General features: G+C 40.9%; 14 protein-coding genes and 1 pseudogene. 8 read left to right on the forward strand and 7 right to left on the reverse strand.

Annotated elements, in window-relative coordinates; translation table 11 throughout:
* Window positions 1-114: 114 nt before the first annotated feature.
* Window positions 115-708: a MarC family protein gene (locus I8752_RS15760; protein ID WP_214433260.1), complete on the forward strand. Its 594-nt coding sequence runs from the start codon at window positions 115-117 to the stop codon at window positions 706-708.
* Between the two features lie 870 nt (window positions 709-1,578).
* Here the strand turns inward: I8752_RS15760 and I8752_RS15765 are convergent.
* The 3 genes from I8752_RS15765 to I8752_RS15775 all read right to left on the reverse strand — a co-directional run bounded on the left by I8752_RS15765 (window position 1,579) and on the right by I8752_RS15775 (window position 6,894).
* On the reverse strand, window positions 1,579-4,464 hold the full coding sequence (locus I8752_RS15765; RefSeq protein WP_214433261.1) for a pentapeptide repeat-containing protein: 2,886 nt from the start codon (window positions 4,462-4,464) through the stop codon (window positions 1,579-1,581).
* Window positions 4,465-4,769: 305 nt separating this feature from the next.
* Window positions 4,770-4,958 carry a hypothetical protein gene (locus tag I8752_RS15770; RefSeq protein ID WP_214433262.1) on the reverse strand — a complete coding sequence of 63 codons (189 nt, stop codon included), beginning with the start codon at window positions 4,956-4,958 and terminating at the stop codon, window positions 4,770-4,772.
* 31 nt (window positions 4,959-4,989) lie between these two features.
* Window positions 4,990-6,894 (reverse strand): pentapeptide repeat-containing protein, encoded by a 1,905-nt coding sequence (locus I8752_RS15775; RefSeq protein WP_225895682.1) that lies wholly within the window; start codon window positions 6,892-6,894, stop codon window positions 4,990-4,992.
* A gap of 746 nt (window positions 6,895-7,640) precedes the next feature.
* Here I8752_RS15775 and I8752_RS15780 point away from each other — a divergent pair.
* Window positions 7,641-10,673: a zinc-dependent metalloprotease gene (locus I8752_RS15780; protein ID WP_214433263.1), complete on the forward strand. Its 3,033-nt coding sequence runs from the start codon at window positions 7,641-7,643 to the stop codon at window positions 10,671-10,673.
* A gap of 130 nt (window positions 10,674-10,803) precedes the next feature.
* Window positions 10,804-11,709 (forward strand): S66 peptidase family protein, encoded by a 906-nt coding sequence (locus tag I8752_RS15785; protein ID WP_214433264.1) that lies wholly within the window; start codon window positions 10,804-10,806, stop codon window positions 11,707-11,709.
* 260 nt (window positions 11,710-11,969) lie between these two features.
* Here the strand turns inward: I8752_RS15785 and I8752_RS15790 are convergent, their stop codons facing one another.
* Together I8752_RS15790 and I8752_RS15795 are read right to left on the reverse strand one after the other, a co-directional pair.
* Window positions 11,970-12,290 carry a hypothetical protein gene (locus I8752_RS15790; protein WP_214433265.1) on the reverse strand — a complete coding sequence of 107 codons (321 nt, stop codon included), beginning with the start codon at window positions 12,288-12,290 and terminating at the stop codon, window positions 11,970-11,972.
* Between the two features lie 492 nt (window positions 12,291-12,782).
* Entirely contained in the window at window positions 12,783-13,415 is a 633-nt protein-coding gene (locus tag I8752_RS15795) for a TetR/AcrR family transcriptional regulator (protein ID WP_214433266.1), read from the reverse strand.
* Between the two features lie 117 nt (window positions 13,416-13,532).
* On the opposite strand from I8752_RS15795, the gene I8752_RS15800 reads away from it, so the two are divergent.
* The 4 genes from I8752_RS15800 to I8752_RS15815 all read left to right on the forward strand — a co-directional run bounded on the left by I8752_RS15800 (window position 13,533) and on the right by I8752_RS15815 (window position 19,489).
* Complete coding sequence (locus I8752_RS15800) at window positions 13,533-14,933, forward strand: HlyD family secretion protein (protein ID WP_214433267.1); 1,401 nt, start codon at window positions 13,533-13,535, stop codon at window positions 14,931-14,933.
* Window positions 14,934-14,998: 65 nt separating this feature from the next.
* Complete coding sequence (locus tag I8752_RS15805) at window positions 14,999-17,083, forward strand: ATP-binding cassette domain-containing protein (RefSeq protein ID WP_214433268.1); 2,085 nt, start codon at window positions 14,999-15,001, stop codon at window positions 17,081-17,083.
* 115 nt (window positions 17,084-17,198) lie between these two features.
* Window positions 17,199-18,305: an ABC transporter permease gene (locus tag I8752_RS15810; protein WP_214433269.1), complete on the forward strand. Its 1,107-nt coding sequence runs from the start codon at window positions 17,199-17,201 to the stop codon at window positions 18,303-18,305.
* 62 nt (window positions 18,306-18,367) lie between these two features.
* Complete coding sequence (locus I8752_RS15815; RefSeq protein ID WP_214433270.1) at window positions 18,368-19,489, forward strand: ABC transporter permease; 1,122 nt, start codon at window positions 18,368-18,370, stop codon at window positions 19,487-19,489.
* Between the two features lie 138 nt (window positions 19,490-19,627).
* Here the strand turns inward: I8752_RS15815 and I8752_RS15820 are convergent, their stop codons facing one another.
* On the reverse strand, window positions 19,628-20,371 hold the full coding sequence (locus I8752_RS15820; RefSeq protein ID WP_214433271.1) for a class I SAM-dependent methyltransferase: 744 nt from the start codon (window positions 20,369-20,371) through the stop codon (window positions 19,628-19,630).
* 357 nt (window positions 20,372-20,728) lie between these two features.
* On the opposite strand from I8752_RS15820, the gene I8752_RS15825 reads away from it, so the two are divergent.
* Window positions 20,729-21,508, forward strand: coding sequence for an MBL fold metallo-hydrolase (locus I8752_RS15825; RefSeq protein WP_214433274.1), 780 nt, complete (start codon window positions 20,729-20,731; stop codon window positions 21,506-21,508).
* A gap of 343 nt (window positions 21,509-21,851) precedes the next feature.
* Here I8752_RS15825 and I8752_RS38595 read toward each other — a convergent pair.
* Window positions 21,852-22,942: pseudogene (locus I8752_RS38595) on the reverse strand (ISAs1 family transposase).
* Between the last annotated feature and the right edge of the window lie 94 nt (window positions 22,943-23,036).

Here is a 23,036-nt window from a genome sequence, read left to right on the forward strand (position 1 = left end):
CCCCCTGCTCCCCCTGCTCCCCCTGCCCTCTTCTTCCTGCGGGTTCTAGAAAAGTAAGCAAAATTCAGGATAAGTTGTTATCAAACCTTAATAAATAACTCAACCTTTTATCTTGTGGATACCTCCATTCTGGTTCAAACTTTTGTTGCTGTGTTTGTTTTAGCGGATGCTGTCGGTAATATACCAATAGTTTTGATTTTGACTAAAGGCATGACACCAGAGGAAAGAAACAAAGTTATAGATAAAGCTATTATCGTAGCGATCGCAGTCTTATTGCTATTTGCTTTTGCCGGACAAATTATTTTAACTTACTTGGAAATCAGCGTGGCATCTTTGCGGGTAGCTGGCGGACTTTTATTGCTACTAATTTCTTTGCAAATGCTGCGAGGAGAATTAGATACGCCAATTCTTGAGGAAGGACGCGATGTGGCAATTACGCCACTGGCTTTGCCATTATTAGCAGGGCCGGGTACGCTGACAACGGTGATGTTATTAATGTCAAAATCGCAAAATCCCTATCTTGCGGTGATGCTGGGTATTGTGGCAGCAATGTTTGTGACTTGGTTGATTTTGCGTTTGGCTAACCGGATAGAAACTTTGATTGGTGCTGAGGGTGGGGTGATTATAACTCAGCTTTTGGGCTTTTTGTTGGCAGCACTGGCGATAGAAATTGGTAGTACGGGGATTCGAGAGTTGTTTTTGAAGTAGAATCTCTGTGCGAAACTACATTTTTCTTATCAAGTGTGACAGGTGTATTCGGAGAATTGTCCAGGATTTATACTAACAGCTTAAAATTCTTAATAAGAAAGCTGGAATCAAGGAAATAATTATAGATGGTTGCGAAATTCCTGGACAAGGTAGGCAATGTTTTATGATGGGTTAACTAACTTGATGTTTGGCAAGTCGAAGCGGGGGCAAAAACTCTTAGGGTCTGCCAAAATCGGCAGAACCATGACAAGATAATAGTTTCAGCGTTTGAGTAATGTGGGAAGATGCAAATTAATTGCAATAAGGTCGGCTGAAAATGAACATTTTTTTCGATCTGCCAAAATCCTTCCCAGGAACCTTGCTCTGATTAAGTTTCAATATCGAGCAGTTTCCAACACCTATTACCCCGCAAGGGGATTGAAACAATCGACTGGGATGCTAACAGTACGGTTAATCTTGGTTTCCAACACCTATTATCCCGCAAGGGGATTGAAACTCATTGTTACCGCATTTACCCCAAATTTGAAATCTTGTTTCCAACACCTATTACCCCGCAAAGGGATTGAAACGAGCTAGACCGAGAGTAAAAACCAAAGTGTGCGTCTAGTTTCCAACGCCTATTACCCCGCAAGGGGATTGAAACGTTCCAGTAATTGTGCGTCTGTTAAAATTGAAAAAGTTTCCAACGCCTATTACCTCGTAAGGGGATTGAAACTAAGGGGAAACCTCACCCCAAGAAGCAATAAACTCTAGTAGTTTCCAACGCCTATTACCCCGCAAGGGGATTGAAACTTGTCAATGGCAGTTTGAACTTCTGCCGGAACCGTAGTTTCCAATGCCTATTACCCCGTGAGGGGATTGAAAACGACCTTAGATTAGCCCTAGCTGTTGCTTTAAGACTTCTGGCATATTAATTGCTATATATAACCCTTGTACATTCTCCCAATTTGTGTATTCATCCCAGGAAATATTTTCGAGGTTAGCGTGGCTGAGGTTAGCGCCGTTGAGGAATGCACTACTGAGGTTAGCACCGCCAAGGTTAGCATCGCTAAGGTCTAGATGGCTAAGGTATGCGCGGCTGAGGTTAGCATCGCTGAGGTTAGCGCGGCTGAGGTCTGCACGACTGAGTTTAGTATCGCTGAGGTTAGCGCGGCTGAGGTTAGCGCCACAGAGATTCGCATCACTGAGGTTAGTACGGCTGAAGTTAGCATTGCTGAGGTTAGCGTGACTGAGATTCGCATAGCTGAGATTAGCGCGGCTGAAGTTAGCATTGCTGAGGTTAGCGTGACTGAGGACTACTCCTCTAAGATATGCATCGCTAAGGTTAGCGTTACTTAGGAATTGTCCGACTATAGTAGTAAAATTCCTCAATTGAATGCTATCAGCGTAATTAATACTAAGCAGGAGTTGGTCTGCGATGGAAAAAAGCCCTTTGGGTTGACCAGATGGATAGAAGGTAATTTGTTTTTTGAGATCGTCTTGGTTTTGAGTGTGGCGGTGTAACTCCAAGAGCAAAATCAGCACATTCAAGCCAGCATAAATATCTATCTGACGCTGACCGAGTTCTCGAATTCCATACTTTTGCAACTGTCGCAGCTTTTTCTGAGGCAAAGTCTCTTCAGCAGAGTCAATAAATTTCCCTTGACACCAATTATGGTAAAAATTTTCTAAACGTTTAAATAACTGTTCCCAAGGAAAATCTGGAATTTCTGTTAACAACCCCATGAGATATTCCACGATTTCTGGTGTCAATTTGCCAAAACCAAGTAAATCGTAAATTTGCCAATTCATCTGAGCTTCGGAAGTAATTAGTTGTTTTCTGCCTTCTTCTAAATACTCTTGCGTCCAGATTTTTAGGCGTGATTTGAGGCGTTCGGCAAACAAAAATTCACTAAAACTTTGATGAAAAAACTCAATTCTATCTTCTCGCTCGGCAGAAGTTATATAAAAATTAGCCCAAGCTGTTTTCAGAGGTTCATTAGCCAACTTCCCCTTAGCTTTTTTAATGAGAGCTTTTGCAGTTTCATCTTCTTCTAAACGCGCTTCTAACATGGAAATTGAAGCTTTATTTTTTGATTGCACCACACAAACAGCCGCTTCTGTCAGGAGACGCTTTAAATCTTCAGGTTTGTATTTCGTTAACTCAGGTTTTAAATTATTGCGATCGCGTTCCGAAGGTTGTGCTAATATCCATTCTAAAGCTTCTTGATAAATTATAGTTTTGGCTGTTTGCTGGGTTGCTTTTTCTAACTTCTCAATTACTAATTTGCCATCTCGATACATTGCCGCTAAAAAATAAAGTAAGAGCGGTTCTTGAGCTAATTTCTGCACTTGTGACGGACATTCTTCGCTTTGCAAAAATTGCCATAAGCTTGCGTTTTTGGGATTAATTTGCACCGCTGACCACTTACCGAACCATTTTTGTTGGAGTTGTCCGTCCATTTCCACAATTTCTACCCGCTCTAAATTGCTAGGCAAATTATGGATACCTTCTAAAGACATCGACTTACCAGTAATTAAAACTCGATGTCCCATTTCTACATATTTACACTCTTGCTGAAACTTAGCTAATTGTTTGATAAATAATTCTAGGTTGAGATTGTTTCTAGATTCAAAATGCAATTCATCAAACCCATCTAAAATAAATAGAAAACGAGTATTTTTGTTTGTTAGCCAGTTATTATCGAGTTGAATATAACCAGATTTAAGTTCTCTTTCTAAAGTTTTTTCTAACCGCGACTCAATTAAGTCTATATCTCTTAAACAAAGCAATATCGGTATCCATGTCGGGTACAAATGCTTCCGCACCCAATCAGCAAACATTCTACAAAAGACACTTTTACCACTTCCAGTTTGACCTTGAATAAACATCACCTGCTCTAACTTTTCTTGTTTTAAAAGAATCGTTTTAGCCCATGTTTCTAAATCGAGGTATTCTATTTTTTCATCTAGAGGTTTGGCTGTCAGAGGTACATAAATATCTTTCAACGAAAATGGTTCGTTAAAGAGATATTCTAACGGTTTAGGAGAAATATAATACTTTAAATATTCATCAATACTTTGGATTTTTTGCTGTTCTTCATGCCAATCTAATAAAGAAGGTTGATTCGCATTTTTGATGGGATAACCTAGCTCTATCCAAGCTTGAATTATATAACGATAAGTATTCCAAGCTACCCGTTTGATTAAAAGACTTGCATTAGCTTTAGGAATTTTTGCTAGCAACAAGCGAACTAACAATACTTGGTTAAAAGCCTGCGCTAATTCTGATTGATGAAAACAGGCGATCGCCTCACTAGCAGTTTGAGAATCTAATTCCAGATCGTTGAGTTTTTGGAGTTGTTTTGTTGTGGCTTTTTGAATATTAGGATTAGCATCCCAGTTAACGGATGCATATATAGATAAAATTTCTTTAACACTTTCCAAATAAGCAGCTTGACTAATTATAAATACACAATCTTCTAAACTAGGGTCTTGCTTTGTGATTGCCCGATAAAATTTCAGCAAAGCAATTCCCATAGGCAAAAATGGCAAACCCCCACTTAATACCTGTGCCAAAGGCGAACACAATACATCTAACAATGAAGATGAATTTTGTAACAGAGATTTTAAGGCTTCGACACTAGCACCTTGTTTTTTAATGGTTTGAACTGCTGCTAAAACAGCCTTGCCTGTCTCAACTGTTGTATTCGGACTCTCTTCTACAGAGAAGGATGTTCTCAATTGCTGCCAGACTTCTAATAAGCGGCTTTTCATTCGCTTAAACTCGTATATTTACTGATTATTTAGAGCCTAGCGTAAAATCTATAGGAATCCAGTTTGATTTATGAAATTATTTGTGTAGGGAGGGAACAGGGAATGGGGAACAGGAAAAAAGCCTCTTGAAGTTGTACTGATTTTTTTCAAAAATCAAATACTAGTCCTATATGATTCAGGCAGTCCCGATGAAAAAATTTTCATCACCATACATGAAAAAGGAATATTCCCTACACCCTACACCCTACACCCCACACCCTTTTTCAAGGCAGAGGCGAGTAAGTGAGTGCTTAGTACAGTTTTGCCTAGAAGCGTAGAGTTTTTAATGCATCGGGATACATTGGCATTGCGTCAGGATACATTGGCATTGCATCGGCATACATTGGCATTGCATCGCGATACATTAACATTGCATTGGGATACATTGGCATTGCATCGCGATACATTAACATTGCATCGGGATACATTGGCATTGCATTGAGATGCATTAACATTGCAGAGTACTGGCAAATTTCAGTCTTTATATCAACTCAACCCCAACTGCTGCTTTAAGGCTTCTGGCATATTCACTGCTGTCTCTAACCCCTTTACATCTTCCCATTGCTGCTTTTCACCCCAGGTCATCTGTTCTAAATTGGCATCGCTGAGGTCTGCACCGCTGAGAATAGCGTAACTGAGGTTGGTGTGGCTGAGATCCGCGCCATAGAGAATTGCACCGGTGAGGTTGCTACCACTGAGATTGGCACTGCTGAGGTTTGAGTAGCTAAGGTCGGTTCCTAAGAGTATGGCATCGGTAAGGTCTGCACCGCTAAGAATGGCATCATTGAGAATTACCCCACTCAAATCGGCATCGTTAAGTATGACCCCACTCAGGTCTACACCACTCAAGTCAGCACCTAAAAACATTGCACCATTAAGTTTGGCATAGTTGAGCTTGGCCCCGTTGAGTTTGGCATAGCTGAGGTCTGCGGCTATGAGAATAGCCTCACTCAAATTGGTACTAAAGAGAATAGTGTCGCTGAGGTTAGTACCGTTGAGGATAGCTTGACAAAGGTTAGTACCGCTGAGGTCGGCGCGGCAAAGGTCGGCATAACTCAGGTTAATGCTGCTGAGATTGGCATCACTCAGGTTTGCACCGAAGAGGATAGCGTGGGTGAGGTTGGCGCGGCTGAGGTCGCTATTTTTGAGGTTGGCACTACAGAGGTTAGTGTGGCTGAGATCGGCAGCTTGAAGATTGGTGCTACTAAAGTCGGCACTGGTCAGGTCTGCACGGTGGAGGTTTGCGCTACTAAGGTTAGCACCACTAAAGTTAGCACTGCTGAGGTCGGCACTGCTGAGATTAGCACCACTAAAATTAGCGCTGCTGAGGTTGGCATCGCCAAAGTTTACCTTAGTGAGGTTGGCGTTGCTAAAGTTAGCACCAGTCAGATTAGCATCTCCCAGGTATGCACCACTGAGATTAGCACCGCTGAAATTGACTCCAGTTAAGTTAGCATCACCAAGATAAGCACCGCTAAAGTTACAGCCTTTGAGAAATTCCCCGACTATATTACTAAAATTACCGATTTCAATCGCATCGCTGTAATTAATAATCCGCAGTAGTTGAGAGGTAAAAAAGTTATCTGTATCTGTTTTTGCGGATGGATAGAAAGCGATTTGTGGCTGAAGCTTGTCTTGCTCTTGGGCGTAGCGGTGTAACTCTAAAAGTAAAATTAGTACGTTAAGTCCTGTATATATATCTACTTGTCTCAGTCCGATCGCAATATTTTGTGCTAGCATTGCCGTCATCTTTTTTTGAGGCAAGTTATCTTTTGGTGCAGCATCAATAAATTCTCCCCGACACCAGCGAGTATAAAAATCTTCTAAACGCTGGAAAAGTTCTACTGGACGAAATGTTTTGTCTTGTCGGAGTAAGTTCATCACTTGTTCGACGAGTTGTGATGTTAGCGCTCCGTTACCTAGTAGATTGTAAATCTCTTGGTGTAGTAGGCGATCGCCTACTCGAAAACAAAATCCGCGCTCATCCGCAGGACGGTTTTTTGACTCAGGCGGCGACTGTGTGACAACAAAGCTTTTCTCAACTACTACAGGTTCTTGTTCGCTGTATTGCACAGAACTCTGAGTACAAAGCAGCACCCGCAAACGCGCTTTGCGTGGCTTGCCGTAGACTAGCGAAGAGTAACGGTTACTTTTAGAGTAGGGGGTGACAGATGGCTGACTTGTGTTAAAACTACAACAATCGTCTAGTTTTGTCCATTCTTCTAAGCTTTTTTGCAGTCTTTCAGGCGATAAACCTTCGTTAACAAAGTCTATTTGGTCTGACGAAAAAAATGTTTCTGTTTCTACAACCGTTGGCTCTTCTCTGTTTTGTAACCGTATATTTTTCACAGAATTTTTCAAAAGCTGCCAAATTTGAGATAATTGTGACATTTTTGTATCCGTTATGACTTAATAGATGTTGTGTTAAATGTTGATGTTTGCTCTGGGGGATTTTGGATACTAAACGAGAAAATGTAAATTATAAAGTATAAAGTAATATGTGTATTTTTATTGAAAAATCTATTACCAAAAGCTAAACCGCAGCTAATAGTATTTTTTGTCCAAATAAATTGAGTTATAGCTTAAAGATTTATTCCTTTCCTAGAAAAATCAGTTATTGTAGATTATTTTAACGAGGCTGTTGTGTTTTTCTCCTCCAGCATGTCGAACGAGCTGATGTAAAAATAATACGTACTGTTTGTTACAGACGCAATTATTAGGAAAAATACTACAGTAAAACAGCGCAACCAAACAGGAAAATGGCAGTTAAAACTCAATTGAAAAATTAGTTGCTTGATATCAGGTAGCTACTTAAACAAGGCAGGGGAGCAGGCTTCGCCTTGGGCTAGGGGTAAATAGTAGGGGAAGGAGAATTAAACAAAGTTCTGACTCTTTTCCTTTTTATCTTCTAACTCCTAACTCAACACCAGGGAGAAGTTGCAACTTCGGTAACTCAGCCACGCCACTTGATGCTAGTCCACTCAAATCGAGAGACCCGCCTGCCTATGTCGGTGACTCTTCAGCATTCATTACTGTGAATAGGAGGATTTTCAGATTTGCTCTATTAAATGAGGTAAATATACTTTACTTTGCAAAAGTTAAAAATTAATTAGCAGTAGTTGTCAGGGATAGATTAAATGAAAAGAGTAACTTTTTATGTAATTTTGTTGCATAGTTTGTTTTTAGGCATCGCGAGTGTTAGTGCGGAATCGTTACCTGGAGATGGGGCAAATACAACTTTGGACGAGAACCAAAAAATAAATAAAGTTTTACCGATTGAGAAGGCACAAGAAGACAAAATCGAGATACCCACAAAGCAGGGATCGAGCATAAGAGAGAATGCCGATATCAAAACTGTGCCGGGATCGCATCTCGGACAAATATCCCAGCAGGTTTGGGTAATTAATCAAAATAAACAAGTACAGCGCCAACCTTTTACCTGGGTAGTTGAAGATTTAAAAAAAGCAGGTCAGCAACCCTTTTTAAAAGCCGAAAAAACCTCAGATAAGCTAGAAGATAAACCAAAGCCAAGTAATAAACCACCGAAAAAGGATGATTTAGAAAATTTTGACACAGTAATTAAAGATACTGTCAAAACAGGAGGATTATTTACTCTTTATCGTAATAAAGAAAAGAATAAAATTTATTTAGAAATAAAACCAGAGCAGCTAAATAAAAATTACTTAGCGACAGCAACCCTAGAATCTGGCATTGGCGAACAGGGTATTTACAGCGGTATGCCCTTGCAAGACTTTTTATTTTATTTGGAACGAGTGGATAACAACTTGCACTTTGTTGTCCGTAATGTTAATTTTCGCACTCGTGAAGGAGATCCGCAAGCGCGATCGCTCGCTCGCTCATTTAGCGATTCCGTACTCTACAACATTCCGATTAAAAGCATTCATCCGCAACGCAAAACAATTTTGATCGACTTGGGTGACTTGTTGCTAACAGATTTGGCCGGATTATCTTCGAGTTTAGGTGTTTCCGCAAGCCCAGATCAATCTTACTTTGGTAATGCTAAAGCCTTTCCCCAGAACATAGAAGTTGAATCAGTTTTAAATTTTTCTAGTAGCGGTAGCGGCCGCGAAAATGAAATACCGAATTTTGCAGTTTTACCTGATAGCCGTGGCTTCACCTTGCGGGTTCACTACAGCTTCTCCCAACTTCCAGACAACAATTACCGTCCGCGTTTTGCTGACGAACGTGTAGGTTATTTCATCACTGCCTACCAAGACTTAACGAAAGATGACAATAGCGATGTTTTTGTTCGCTACATTAATCGCTGGAATTTAGAAAAACAAGACCCGAAAGCCGCAATTTCTCCACCCAAAAAGCCAATTGTCTTTTGGATTGATAATGCCGTACCCTTCGAGTACCGCGATGCCATCAAAGAAGGGGTACTGATGTGGAACAAAGCCTTTCTCAAAGCCGGATTCAAGGATGCAATTGAAGTCCGCCAAATGCCGGATAATGCCACATGGGACCCAGCAGATATTCGCTACAATACAATTCGTTGGATTAACACTGTAGATGGTTATTTTGCTATGGGGCCATCTCGTGTTAACCCGTTGACTGGGGAAATCCTGGACGCAGACATTTTAGTAGATGCCAGCTTTATCCGAGCGCTCAAAGGTGAGTATCGCAACATCGTACAACCCAATCAATTATCAACGCGCACTTCCTTATCAGCATTAATGCAAAATCGGATGCTTTGCACTAATGGTTTGGGAGCTAAAAGCAACAGTATGTCCCCAGAACAAGGACAAAAAGGGTTGTTTCCCCGTTTATCTAAAATGGCAGGAGAGTACGATTTGTGCTACGGGATGGAAGCTGCTAATCAGTTTGCCTTTGGTTCTTTGGCGATGAACCTTCTTCAAGACGGCACAACCAGTCAAGAACAGCTAAAAGAGTATATTCATCAATATTTACGTTTAATTATTGCTCACGAAGTGGGACATACTCTTGGTTTACGGCATAACTTTCGTGGTAGTACCCTCCTAAAACCAGAGGATATGAATAATAAAGATATTACCCATAATAAAGGTCTAACAGCTTCGGTAATGGACTACATTCCACCGAACATTGCACCTCAAGGTACAAAGCAAGGAGATTATTTTCCCACAACTATTGGTCTATACGATGAATGGGCTATTCAGTACGGTTACACAAGAACGCAGGCAACAACACCCATAGCTGAAAAGCCAATATTGCAGGAAATTGCTAACCAATCTTACAAGCCCGAATATAGTTATGCCACCGACGAGGATGTGTATGACCTCGACCCAACTGCTGATGCTTGGGATAACAGTAGCAATGTATTGCTTTATTCCCGGTGGCAATTAGATAATTCGCGCGTCATGTGGGAACGTCTCAATAAGCGTTTACCAGTTTCCGATGAGAGTTACAGCGATCTGAGCAGACGTTTTAATACAGTTTTATCTAACTATTTTCAGCAGATATACTATGCTACTAAATACATTGGTGGTCAGTCTTTTTACAGAGTCCAGCCTGACAAGACATCATCTAATAAGTCAAATGAGAATGCTTCTGATGTCCGCCAACAACGATTACCATTTGAACCAGTGCCTGTCGAAGAACAACGGCAAGCATTAAAGATTCTGCAAAAGTATGTGTTTGCAGAAGATGCTTTGAACTTTTCACCAGAACTATTGAATAAATTAGCACCTTCTCGCTGGCGGCATTGGGGTAGTTATCCGCGTACTGGTCGTTTGGATTATCCAATTTCTGAGTTGATATTGTTCATGCAAGGTTCTGTACTGCGAGATTTACTTTCAGCCGATCGCCTTTCCCGCCTCACAGATATCGAACTCAAAACTCAAACAGGTCAATCACTCACCATACCAGAACTGTTTGATACTTTGCAATCAGGAATCTGGACAGAAGTGCTACAACCAAAAGGCGATTCGCTGAAGATTACCAGCCTGCGACGCAACCTGCAAAGGGAATACCTAGACATCTTAGCTAATATGGTGTTGCGGAAAGAAGATGTACCAGAAGATGCTCGAACGATAGCTTGGTATAAAATTAGGCAGTTGGATGATAAACTGAAGCAGGTCAACTCCAAAGATGAATACACCCAAGCGCATTTACTAGAAACACGCGATCGCATCGAAAAAATCTTAAATGCCTCATTGCAAGGAAATTAAAGAGCAGGGGAGCAGAGGGAGACAAGGGAGACTCTTGTACAGACGCGATTAATCGCGTCTGTACGAAAACTGACTCTTCAGACGCGATTAATCGCGTCTCTACGAAAACTGACATTTAACAAAATTATTCATGCAATCGAAAATCTTACCTCCGCCCCTTCGTTCTGGTGACTTACTGCGAATAATTGCTCCTAGTGGGGCTTTGCGAGAATTTGAAATGTTGGGGCAGAGTGTAGAAATTTGGCGATCGCGTGGCTATAAAGTAGAAATCATGTCAGATATCGCTGAACGCTGGGGATATTTAGCTGGAAAAGATGAAAAACGCAGCCAACAACTAGCCGCAGCTTGGCAAGATCCCGATTGTCGCGGTATCCTCTGTGTCAGAGGTGGTTTCGGCAGTACCCGCATTTTGGAAAATTGGCATTGGCAGACATCAACGCTTCCGAAATGGCTAATTGGTTTTTCAGACATCACTGCTTTATTATGGAGTCTTTACACAGCGGGGATTTCTAGCGTTCACGCTCCTGTACTGACGACTTTGGCAGATGAACCAGATTGGTCATTGCAGCGATTATTTGATTTGGTGGAAGGTCGGCCTCTCGCCCCTCTCAAAGGTTGTGGCTGGGGCGGTGGTAGTGCTACTGGCATTTTACTGGCAGGTAATCTGACAGTGGCAACTCATCTTTTAGCGACACCCATACAACCGAATTTAGATGATGTAATTCTAGCCTTAGAGGATGTCACAGAAGCACCCTACCGCATTGACCGAATGCTGACACAATGGCGTTTAAGTGGTGCTTTGTCAAAAGTTCGTGGTATCGCTTTGGGAAGCTTTACTCGCTGCGAACCACCAATAAGCGTCCCTAGCTTTAGTGTCGAAGAAGTACTGCGCGATCGCTTGGGTGATTTGGGTATCCCTGTTGTCTCCGATCTGCCTTTTGGTCACAACATCCCCAATGCTGCTTTACCCGTGGGAGTGCAGGCAACATTAGATGCAGATCGGGGAATACTGGATATTTGTGTTGAAAAAAAGTAAGTTTTTAAATATTAAAAACCTGCCAAACTCTAGTGATTTAGCAGATTTTTTAGGTTAATAGAAATTAAAAATATTAGTTAATATGATACGCCGTTATCACTATTTTCTTGTCTGGACTATATACGGATTCGACTCTTGGATATTCCTGATGAATCCACCATACTTTTATTCTATTAGACTGTGCAGGTGCGCTACCTGAGATTGAATACCCTGCCTGAGTCATCAAAGTTTCAAAAGTATTTGAGTCGAGAACCGTACAATTAAAAGCTGTTAGTCCCTGTATTTGATGTCTGTTTAGGGTCATAACTACCCCGATAAGTCGTAAAAATTCTATATCCTGGTAATACTAAAGCAATTCCAGCTAACTCGTGAATTTTACCGGGATATTTATAAGGAATATCATCTGGTACGCTCCCACCAATACGAAAACTAAAACCAAATAGCCATATATACAAACCAGGTAGTAGTAAATCCATGCTATATACGATAGCTCTCATTGCCTCATTTTCTTTGGAAGAAGCACGATTTCTGGCTATAGCAAATTTTTTGAAGATATTTTTCAGGTTTGTGGTTTCTAACATAGTCTTAATTTCAATCCCCAATAGGCATTTAGTAAGTTTCAAGTGTTTCAATCCCTATAAGGGATAAGGTGTTTTGCCATAGTTCGGTGCTTGTGCATTAATCGATTCGTCAAGCGTTTCAATCCCTATAAGGGATAAGGTGTTTTGCGGCTGACCTTTGAAAGCTTTGCTGTATTTGGGTTTTCAGGTATAGTTTCGCGGATGTGTACATAATAGCAAGGTTTTCAAGCTTTTGTAAGAGTGGAAAGTCTTTAAAATGCTTGTACCATAAGGTGCGCGACAGTTCTAATTTAGTAGGGCTTTTGAGAACATTTTTACCATCACCCAAAAATTAGCGGTCGTCCTTGACCGAAATCCAAGTATCTTGCTATTGCTTGCCAGAGGGATAATGTTTCCAGGTATCTTTTTGTATCGCTGTTTCTTTTGTATTTTCGAGAAGAACAACTATAACCTTGGGATAATGTTTCCAGGTATCTTTTTGTATTACTGTTGCTATTGAATATTTTTGGACTGGCTGATAACCAAATTCATTAAGCTATCAACCAAGCGATCGCGTGATAAAGATATCAATTCTTTGCCGTACAGCATTTCCTGGACAATTATATAGGATACCAGCGAACCAAAAAAAATGTGAGCCATTGCTTCTGGGTCAGAAATTCCTAATTCTGGATGGGATGCGAAATACTGACTCAATATTTGCCGACCGCGTTGCACAACAGTCTGGGTATAAAGTTTGGCTAGCTCTGGAAAATTTTGTGACTCGGCGATAATCAAACGCAATAACGCTAAATAATCGGGATTATCAGCGACTTTAGTTAAATAAATTTTGGCAACTTGACGCAATAAAATTGCTGGATCGCCCTGCAATTTTTCTATGCAAAAAATACTTTGAAAACAAGCGATCGTTAACCGTTCGATCAACGCTTTAAACAATCCTTCTTTATCTTGAAAGTGACTGTATATTGTTTGCTTCGATACTCCAGCTTCTGCGCTGACGCGATCCATACTAGTTCTAGCGTAACCCTCCTGCAAAAATACCCGTATGGCTCCTTGCAAAATTTGCTCTTGTTTTTGAGCGATCGCAGGTGAAGGATTTTCTATTTGAGAAGTAGGGATTTTACGCATGAAGAGTAAATTTTTTTGCATATTCCTTGTATCATACCAAACAGTCTAGTATGATGACCGAGAATTCAAATCCTGAGTTCTTCTTGACAAAATATTTTCCCAATTCAGTGTGCTACCATGACTCAGACTGTCCCGCCATTACCGGAAAATCTTCAAGATACTCCAGTACCCAAGCAGCAACGCCGCAAGAAACCGATTCCTTTACTGATTGGGGGATTACTGGTGGTGTGTGGCATTGGCTACGCTGTATGGCACAGTCAACCGCGAGGGGCAGTAAATGTACTCCAAGTCAGCGGACGAATTGAGGGTTACGAAACCGAAATTGGGGTAAAGCGTTCTGGCAGAATTGAATCAATTGCCGTGCGAGAAGGGGCAGCGGTAAAAAAGGGGCAACAATTAATTAAGTTAGACAATACAGACGACCAATTGCTGCAAGACCAACTACGCGGAGCGCAAGCGAGAGTGACATCTGCTGAGTATGATGAACAACAGGCAATTTCAGATGTTGAGCAAGTCGCTAGAGAAATTCAGGAAATCAACAGCCAAATTAATGAAGCCAAACTAAATGTGCAGCAGTCCCAAGGGGATACTCAAGGTAGAATCGAGCAGGCACTATCAAATGTCGCAGCAGCAAGAGCCACATTAGTGCAAGCCCAAGCACAAGTTAAGCAGGCAGCAGCAGAAGTTAATTTAGCAAAAATTAACCGCGATCGCTATGCCAAATTAGTCAAAGATGGGGCTATCAATCAACAACAATTTGACCAAGCACAAACTACTCTTGATACCGCAGTAGCAACCTTAGAAGCACGAGTTGCAACAGTTAATGCCGAACGCCAACAGTTAAGTGCAGCATCGGGGGCCTTAACACAAGCCAAAACCACAGGTTTCAATCCTGACATTCGTAACGCCCAGTTAACAGCATTAGTCAGAAAACAGCAGCAAAGTTTTGCTCAACTTAAATCTGCACAGGCAAAAGTCAAATCAGCCCGTGCCAAAATCAAAGATGCCCAAGCATCACAGCAGCAAATCCAGACTCAGATTGCAGACTCTAAAAAAGATTTAAATGTAGTTAGTCCCTTAGATGGGGTAGTAACTGCCCGTAGTGTCGAACCGGGTGCAGTAGTTAGCAGTCAAACTAATATTTTGACAATTGTTGACCCGAAGACAGTCTATTTTAGAGGTTTTATTCCCGAAGGCGATATTGGCAGAGTGCGTCTAGGACAGATAGCGAAAATCTCGATTGATTCTGCACCAGACAAACCACTAGAAGGTAAAGTAATTGCGATCGATCCGCAAGCTTCATTTACACCAGAGAATATTTACTTTCAAAAAGATAGAGTCAGACAAGTAGTAGGAATTCGCATCGAAGTTCAAAACCCTGATAACTGCTTTAATCCTAAAAATCCCTACACAGAATCAGATTTACCCTGCGCCAAAATGGGAATGCCAGCAGATGCCGAAATTAGTTTGAAAGCGGAGAACAGAGAGCAGGGGAGGCAGGGAGAACAGGGGAGGTAAGAATAACAACTGACAACTGACAACTGACAACTAACCCCTAACTCAGCACTTTCAAGCTAAAGGTAATGAAACAGGAACTTACTACTTTCCCTCGCAATTTACCGCAATCATCTAGTCTGCCAAACACAGCAATTAAAGTTCATGGTTTGCACAAGCACTATGGAAACTTAGTTGCTGTGCGGGGAATTGATTTCAGTGTCCACAAAGGCGAACTGTTTGGATTAATCGGCCCTGACGGTGCGGGGAAAACTAGCACCTTTCACATTTTGGGCGGTGTGATGGAAGCAACGGCAGGAGAGGTGCAAATATTTAATCAACCTGCACGAGATGCCCGATTAATGACTGGTTATCTTACGCAACAGTTTTCGCTGTATTTGGATTTGAGTATTGATGAAAACTTACGCTATGCAGCAGGATTGCGGCAAGTAGCAGATGATTTGTTAACAGAACGCCGCAAGAAATATTTAAAATTAATGAATTTAGAGCGATTTGGCGATCGCTTGGCAGGACAACTTTCTGGGGGAATGAAACAAAAGCTGGCGCTATGTTGTGCTTTGGTTTCGCAACCAGAAGTATTGTTACTAGATGAACCGACTACAGGTGTCGATCCTGTTTCTCGGCGGGAATTTTGGGATGTGCTAGCAGAATTATCAGCGGAGGGAATGACAATTGTAGTCGCTACACCGTACCTAGACGAAGCCGAACGCTGTCACCGCGTGGCTTTGATGTACAGCGGACAAATTCATGAAGTTGGCACACCCGCAGAGTTACGGGCTAACTTGGGCTTGCATCGCTTAGAAGTGCGAACAGCAAACCTAGAGACAACAGAAAGAATACTCTCCCAAACTGACCAGACAAATATAGTAGATGTGCAGACTTTTGGCGATCGCTTGGATGTCCTCGTTCCAGATTTAGATTCCGGTGAAACCGAAGTCCGCGAACTACTGCAAAAAAATCAGTTACCCTCTCCCAGTATCGAGCGTGGCGAACCCACATTAGAAAACGTCTTTGTTACGCGCCTGCGACAACAAGGTTCCGCACCGCAATTTTTTCCATTTCCCCGTTTTCGCAAGCGGGGACTGGGGAGCGGGGGAGCTGGGAAAGCTGGGGAGGCTGGGGGAGTATTTAATACTCAACACTCAGCACTCAGCACTCAGCACTCAGCACTCCCTACTCAACACTCAGAACTCAGCACTCAGCACTCAGCACTCCCTACTCAACACTCAGAACTAGCCATATATGCTCGCAACCTCAGCCGTATCTTTGGCAAGTTTCAAGCTGTGAAAGATGTCAACGTTGAGGTGCGCTATGGGGAAATCTTTGGGTTGTTAGGTGCTAACGGTGCTGGCAAAACCACCACAATAAAAATGCTGTGCGGATTGCTAGAAGCTAGCGGCGGGGAAATTTCTTTAGGTGGTGAAACCGGAAATCTGCGTAGTGCAGACTTACGGCGACGCATCGGTTACATGAGTCAAAAATTCACCCTTTACGACGATTTAACTATTCTGCAAAATCTAGAATTTTATAGCGGAGTTTACGGCGTACCCCGCAAACTCCGACGCGATAAAATTGATTGGGTAATTGCTACCTGTGGCTTAGAAGGACAAGCAAATATGATTACCGGACAGCTACCGGGAGGTTGGAAACAACGGGTAGCTTTCGGTGCTTCTGTGATGCACGAACCAGATATTTTATTTTTAGATGAACCAACATCAGGAGTAGATCCGTTGGCACGTCGCCAGTTTTGGAAGCTGATTAATGACTTTGCGCGCAACGGTACTGCCATATTAGTGACAACACATTATCTAGAAGAAGCCGAACAATGCAACCGTATGAGTTTTATGGTTGCAGGCGAAACTGTTGCCGAAGGTTCGCCCAGTTCTATCAAAGCCTCGCAACCGGGACAACTAATAGAACTAATTGTCAATCGAAACCAAACAGCTTCTAAGATACTCAAACAACACTTTGAACCTTGGCGGATCTCGATTTTTGCTGATAGTTTACACGTTGTCCTCGATAATCCCGAACAAGAAATAAATCAATTAACTCAACTTTTAGAAGCCAATCAAATTACTGTCAATTCTCTGCGTTCCATTTCCTTTTCTTTAGAAGATGCCTTTATTGGCATAGTACAGCGATCGCAAAGTTAGGAAGTAGGGCAGAGACGCGATTAACCCTTGTCTGTACAAGAGATTAATCGCGTTTGTAATAAAAATTTTGCTCAGTACCCAATCACCAATACCCAATACCGAATCCCTAAGAGCTATGAAACGAATTCTTGCTCAATGTGTGAAAGAAATAGCCCAATTCCGCCGCGATCGCCTGACATTGGCATTAGCATTTTTATTACCATTTATTACTCTGGTAATTTTTGGTTTTGCTATTAGATTAGAGAGTAAAGATATTCCTCTAATAGTACAAGATTTTAATCGGACAAACTTAAGTAGTAGTTACACCGAAAGATTGTATGCTACCAATCAATTTGTGCCTAGACAATGGTTTGGCGGTAATCCCACACGCGATGCCATAGATAAGGGAATTGCTAAAGCAGCTGTAATTATTCCGCCAGAATTTAGCCGCGATATTCAAGCAGGTAGAAGTACAAATGTGCAAGTTTTAATCGATGCAACAGATGTTAACAATGCTCGTGTAATTAGAAATAGTATTCAAAGAGTTACAAACTTTTTTATGCAAGAGCATGGACTGCTACCCGCTACTAGTACTATCACAGCCCGAATGCGTTTATGGTTTAATCCTGGGAGATTAGAATCGCTGTATATTGTACCAGGAGTATACGGAGTTATACTGTGGATTTTTCCTTCATTATTAGCAGCGATCGCAATGGTACGCGAAAAAGAAAAAGGTACAATTTTACAAGTTTATGCTTCTAGTATTAGTGCCACCGAACTATTACTTGGTAAAGGATTAGCATACTTATTAATTGCCATTGCCGAGACATTAACAGTTATGGTTTTAGGTTCTATGATTTTCCAAGTTGGCATAGTTGGCAACCCCATAACTTTACTACTCGGCACTTTACTATTTTTAGTAGATAGCGTTTTCTTTGGACTGCTGTTAGGAGTCCGTAGTAGCAATCAAAATGCAGCCGTACAAGGTGTTTCTCTCGTAGGCTTTATTACATCATTATTACTCTCAGGTTTTATTTATCCTCTCAACAATATTCCTTTCCCTTTATCATTAGCACCTAATATAATTCCAGCGCGCTATTACATTGATATTACTCGTGATGCTTTTGTGCGCGGTACGGGATTTGCTGGGGTTTGGTTTGATTTAATTATGCTGGCAGCTTTGGGATTAGTATTTTTCAACGTATCGCGCCGAGTTTTAAGTCGAATGCAATTACCCAGTTAGAATAATTCGTAATTCGTAATTCGTAATTCGTAATTCGTAATTTTTATAATCAATTTCAATTTATGAAATTTATCCAGCGATTATTTGATAGTCCTTTTTGGGCATTAGTGCAGAAAGAAATTAATCAAATTTTACGTAATAAACAACTAATTGTTTTGTTAGTTGTTCCGCCGACAATTCAATTGTTGCTGTATGGATTTGCTCTCAATCCCGACGTTCATAACTTACGCTTAGGTGTCATCGACTATGCCAATGTCAGCGCTAGTCGTGAATTAGTTTCCGCTATGACATCCAATCGAATTTTCACCTTAGAGTCTGTACCAAATAGTGAAAAACAATTGAGTCGTCAGGTAGAAGAAGGTAAGTTAGATGTCGGAGTAGTCATTCCCCCCGATTTTCCGCGTCAATTGGCACAAAAATCAGCAGAAATTCAAGTATTTATCGATGCTGTAAATGCGAATACAGCCGGGATTGCGGGAAATTATATGAATCAAATTGTCCAGCAATATAACCTGCAATTAACCCAAGGTCAAGCAAGTCCTCCAGTCGCAACTGAAGTTGTGTTTCTTTATAACCCCGGCTTGACTAGTAGTTGGTTTTTTGTTCCGGGAGTAATGGGTTTAGTTTTAACATTAATTGGCACATTAGTATCAGCTATTACTGTTGTTCGGGAAAAAGATACGGGAACTTTAGAGCAATTGTTAATGACTCCAGCTGCTAACTGGCAAATATTACTGTCAAAAATTGTTCCTTTGGCATTTTTATTAATGGGAGATGTTTTATTAGCTATAACTTTAGCAACAGTAATATTTCATGTGCCATTCCGGGGTAGTTTTCTACTATTCTTTGCCTTGTCAAGTATGTATTTGTTTGTGGGGATTAGCTTGGGTATTATGTTGGCGACTATCAGTAGTTCCCAACAGCAAGTAGTTTTGACATCTTTCTTTATTAATTTACCAATGGTACAGACTTCTGGAGCGATCGCACCTATTGAAGCTATGCCTCCCTTATTTCAAGTCCTATCTTTACTCAATCCTCTACGTCATTACATTGCGATCGTTCGAGGTATTTTGCTCAAAGGTGTTGGTTTAGATGTCTTGTGGGTTAATGTTTTGGCGTTAGTGGCTTTTGCTGTTGTGTTATTAACTATTAGTATTAATAAGTTTCGCAGCCAACTAAGCTAAAGTTTTACACATATTTAATTTGCAGTTTTTTGGAATCTCAAGGGAAAACATTAGGCTGTTAATTACTGAATCCAAGAAACAAGTTAAGGAATATTGAGATATCAGGCAATAGATACATTAGCTGCAAAACACAAAAATTCAATTCCATTTACGGTAGCAACGAGCTGTAATGTGGTAAGGGTGAAAAACTTCTAAAAAATTGCTCTGAATTGTTTGGAAGAAGGTGTTTACTACTTGAGGATCGTCCATGTGAAAAGGATGCTCTTGATTAAAACCTTTAAAGAAATACCAGTTGAGAATTATTTTACCTTCAGGTTTAAGAATCTGATGGAATTGTAGTAGTTGTTGAGCGGGATTTGGCAGATGTTCTAAAACATCAAAGCAAATGATGGTATCAAAAGTCTGTTTTGGAGGTATTTCCTGACAAAAAATAATTTTGTTGTTTAGCCCTATTTGTTCGGCTCTGTAACGAACAAAATCATGACTAATAGGATTAATATCGCAATAGATGACTTGTTTGACTTGAGGGCAAAGGGCAGCAGCAATCGTATGAGTTCCAATCCCACCACCAAAATCTAATACCTGACCTTGAGCGCGATCGCCAATCAATAAAAGCGTATCTTTGATATAGTCATAACTTCCTAAATGCCAAGCTCCCAACTCAAATAAATAAAGCTCTCCTACTTTGTCACGATAAAAATCTCCCGACGTTTCCCAATTAAAATCTTTCTGACCTAAGTTACTCAATTTTTCCTGACCACTTTCTAATTTTATATCTAAAGTTTTTGAATCCAAATGCAAAAAATCTTGGAGATGCTGTTTTAAGTTAAATAAATCTTTCCCAGAACTGCTTAAGAAAGAAGGAACTGATGTTTTAGTCATAAAATTTATTTCATTTCATCAAGAAATTTAGATATTAAATTCATACCAAATTTTATGTACATTTACCTTTAATAATTGTTTTATTTTTCTTAAATTTAAAAAAAATATTTTTATATCATAAATATCTGCACGCTCGATCCCCATAGTGTATGCACACAAAAAGATCCTGATTAGCTCATACCACTTGCAAAGGCTATCGGGGGAAATATATACAGCTTCACAAAGAAACGGTACAATACTATTCTACGGACGAAAAGCCTTGCGCCCCTCTCCACTCACTATTTTCATTGCAACGATCGCAAAACTCATCAGCTAACCTGATTCATAATGAATACAGGTGTTATCTTCGCTTTAGCTATGTATTTAACTTGGTTAGACAGCAACAGTTGGCTGATTGAAATCGGCAACCAAAGGATACTACTTGACCCTTGGCTGGTTGGTTCTTTAATTTTTGGCAATGTGGACTGGTTCTTCAAAGGCTCCAGACCTCAAGAACGTCCAATACCGGAGAATATCGATCTAATTTTGCTGTCCCAGGGTTTAGAAGACCACGCTCACCCCCCAACACTCAAGCAGCTTGACCGCAACATTAAGGTTGTAGCTTCTCCAAATGCGGCAAAAGTAGTGCAAGGATTGGGTTACACCTCTGTGACATCCCTAGCTCATGGTGAAAGTTTTACTCTTAATAATCAAGTGGAAATAAAGGCTTTTCCTGGTTCGCAAATTGGCCCAACTCTCGTAGAAAATGGTTATTTATTCAAAGAGTTAGAAACCGATCTCACGCTCTATTATGAGCCTCACGGCTATCATTCCCCACAACTGAAACAGTTTGCACCAGTAGATGTCATAATTACGCCAATTATGGATATGGGATTACCATTGCTGGGGCCGATTCTGAAAGGAACGAACAGTGCATTGGAAGTGGCAAAGTGGTTACAACCACAAGTAATGCTCTCCACAGCAGCAGCAGGAGATGTGATATTTGAAGGATTCCTGACGAAGTTCTTGAAAACAGCGGGAAGTTTTGAAGAGTTTCGTTCTTTGTTAGAAAAAAATAATCTTGCGACAAAAGTCATTGAACCTAACCCAGGCGATCGCTTTGAACTACGCTTAGAAAAGCGAGCAGTAGCAATTTAGTCAGTTGTCGTGATTATGAGTGCTGAGTACAGACGCGATTATACTCTTACGAGAAGCCCCTCTTACGAGTGTCTACGCGTCTGTACAAAGGTTAGGAGGCAGAAGTATAGATTCTAAATTAGTGCCAAATGTGTTTTATGCTCTTAAACAGAGCGATAAGTTCTAGACCAAAAACATAGTTACACTTTTACTATTCATCTGTAAACAAAGATTCTAAATCTTGATAACCACTTGCAACACGAGCAACACTAATTCCGGATTCTCTTGGATAATAAAAGGGAGTAGGGAGTAGGGATTGGGGAGTAGGGAAACTAAGCCGCCCCCTTCGGGGCGCAGGGCTGTTTCATTCCACAAGGGCAAGAAGTTTGTCAATATCATTAGAGAGAAATCTTTGAGAAATTGTGATGGAAGGATGACCATTTCGACGGAGTATATTAATGGCGATCGCTCGCACAACAGAGAGATTGGCTGGGGCATGACCAAGATGTATAGTTGAACGATCTTCATTGAAAACTACATCCTTAACCCAATGAAGTCGATTTTCTATACTCCAATGACCGCGAATACCCTGAGCAAATTCTTTGGCTGTGCAAATCAGGCTACTGATATAGCAAGCAGTATCATGGTATTGTTTACCCCCCCTTGTCCCAACTCTTTCAACCCGAACTAAAGACTTAATTCCAATCCATTTTGGATCTATTCCATTGAGTTCATGAAAGACTTCGACAGTTCGCTTTGTGAGTCTATCCCTTGTTTTTTCGGTTGCGATATAACGACTTGTTGGCTTTGTTTTGGCAGCAACGCTTTGGATATGACGATGAAGTTTTGGCTGATTTTCTTTAACAGCAATTACGTAATCGTTACCACTGTCTATGATTAACTGGCAAGTTTTTTTTGGCAGTGTAAAGAATCAAAGCTGAATACAGCATCTTTGAGATCCAAAGCCGCAATCAAATTTTGCACAATTACGATTTCGCTCTCCTGTTTGTTTTCAAATTTTTCTATGCCTAAAACGAGTCCTCTTTTACTGGCAAATACTGAGACTATGCTGACAAAGTTCTGACATGATTTCTCGTGGTCGATTACTGTTCCTTTTATGCTCTTACCATCGATTCCACACCACTCAGATGGCTCTAAATCAACGTATTGATATGCCCATTGATTGAATATTGCGACAAGTTTATCAAAATCTACTCCCATCACCACACGTCTGATAGTCGAGTCAGAAGGAACACCATGCTTTTGTATTCTAAATATTTCTATCAATGTACGACGATGCCGCTTGACGAAATCTCCCCACGCACGATACCCGATATATCCACTCATCGTGCCCATTATTACAAGGATTAATACTAACCAAAGTGGATGTCTTCGACCATCAGTGGTTCTGAAGTCTTCAACTTGTCGCAGTTGTTCAATCAGAGAAGCACCCATGATTTTTTATCCCCTCAACACTTGCAATTTTACTAGTCTTAGGGAATGAAACAGCCCTGCCGTTGGGGCGGGGTGTAGGGTGTGGGGTGTGGGG

The organism is Dendronalium phyllosphericum CENA369, from assembly GCF_016056275.1.
Lineage (GTDB): Bacteria > Cyanobacteriota > Cyanobacteriia > Cyanobacteriales > Nostocaceae > Dendronalium > Dendronalium phyllosphericum.

Excerpts from the sequence above, each read along its gene's own strand:
- I8752_RS15805 (WP_214433268.1), top strand. The coding sequence starts at position 14,999 with ATGAAACAGGAACTTACTACTTTCCCTCGCAATTTACCGCAATCATCT.
- I8752_RS15815 (WP_214433270.1), top strand. The coding sequence starts at position 18,368 with ATGAAATTTATCCAGCGATTATTTGATAGTCCTTTTTGGGCATTAGTG.
- I8752_RS15780 (WP_214433263.1), top strand. The coding sequence starts at position 7,641 with ATGAAAAGAGTAACTTTTTATGTAATTTTGTTGCATAGTTTGTTTTTA.
- I8752_RS15820 (WP_214433271.1), bottom strand. The coding sequence starts at position 20,371 with ATGACTAAAACATCAGTTCCTTCTTTCTTAAGCAGTTCTGGGAAAGAT.
- I8752_RS15810 (WP_214433269.1), top strand. The coding sequence starts at position 17,199 with ATGAAACGAATTCTTGCTCAATGTGTGAAAGAAATAGCCCAATTCCGC.
- I8752_RS15790 (WP_214433265.1), bottom strand. The coding sequence starts at position 12,290 with ATGTTAGAAACCACAAACCTGAAAAATATCTTCAAAAAATTTGCTATA.
- I8752_RS15785 (WP_214433264.1), top strand. The coding sequence starts at position 10,804 with ATGCAATCGAAAATCTTACCTCCGCCCCTTCGTTCTGGTGACTTACTG.
- I8752_RS15765 (WP_214433261.1), bottom strand. The coding sequence starts at position 4,464 with ATGAAAAGCCGCTTATTAGAAGTCTGGCAGCAATTGAGAACATCCTTC.
- I8752_RS15770 (WP_214433262.1), bottom strand. The coding sequence starts at position 4,958 with ATGTTAATGCATCTCAATGCAATGCCAATGTATCCCGATGCAATGTTA.
- I8752_RS15825 (WP_214433274.1), top strand. The coding sequence starts at position 20,729 with ATGTATTTAACTTGGTTAGACAGCAACAGTTGGCTGATTGAAATCGGC.
- I8752_RS15800 (WP_214433267.1), top strand. The coding sequence starts at position 13,533 with ATGACTCAGACTGTCCCGCCATTACCGGAAAATCTTCAAGATACTCCA.
- I8752_RS15775 (WP_225895682.1), bottom strand. The coding sequence starts at position 6,894 with ATGTCACAATTATCTCAAATTTGGCAGCTTTTGAAAAATTCTGTGAAA.
- I8752_RS15795 (WP_214433266.1), bottom strand. The coding sequence starts at position 13,415 with ATGCGTAAAATCCCTACTTCTCAAATAGAAAATCCTTCACCTGCGATC.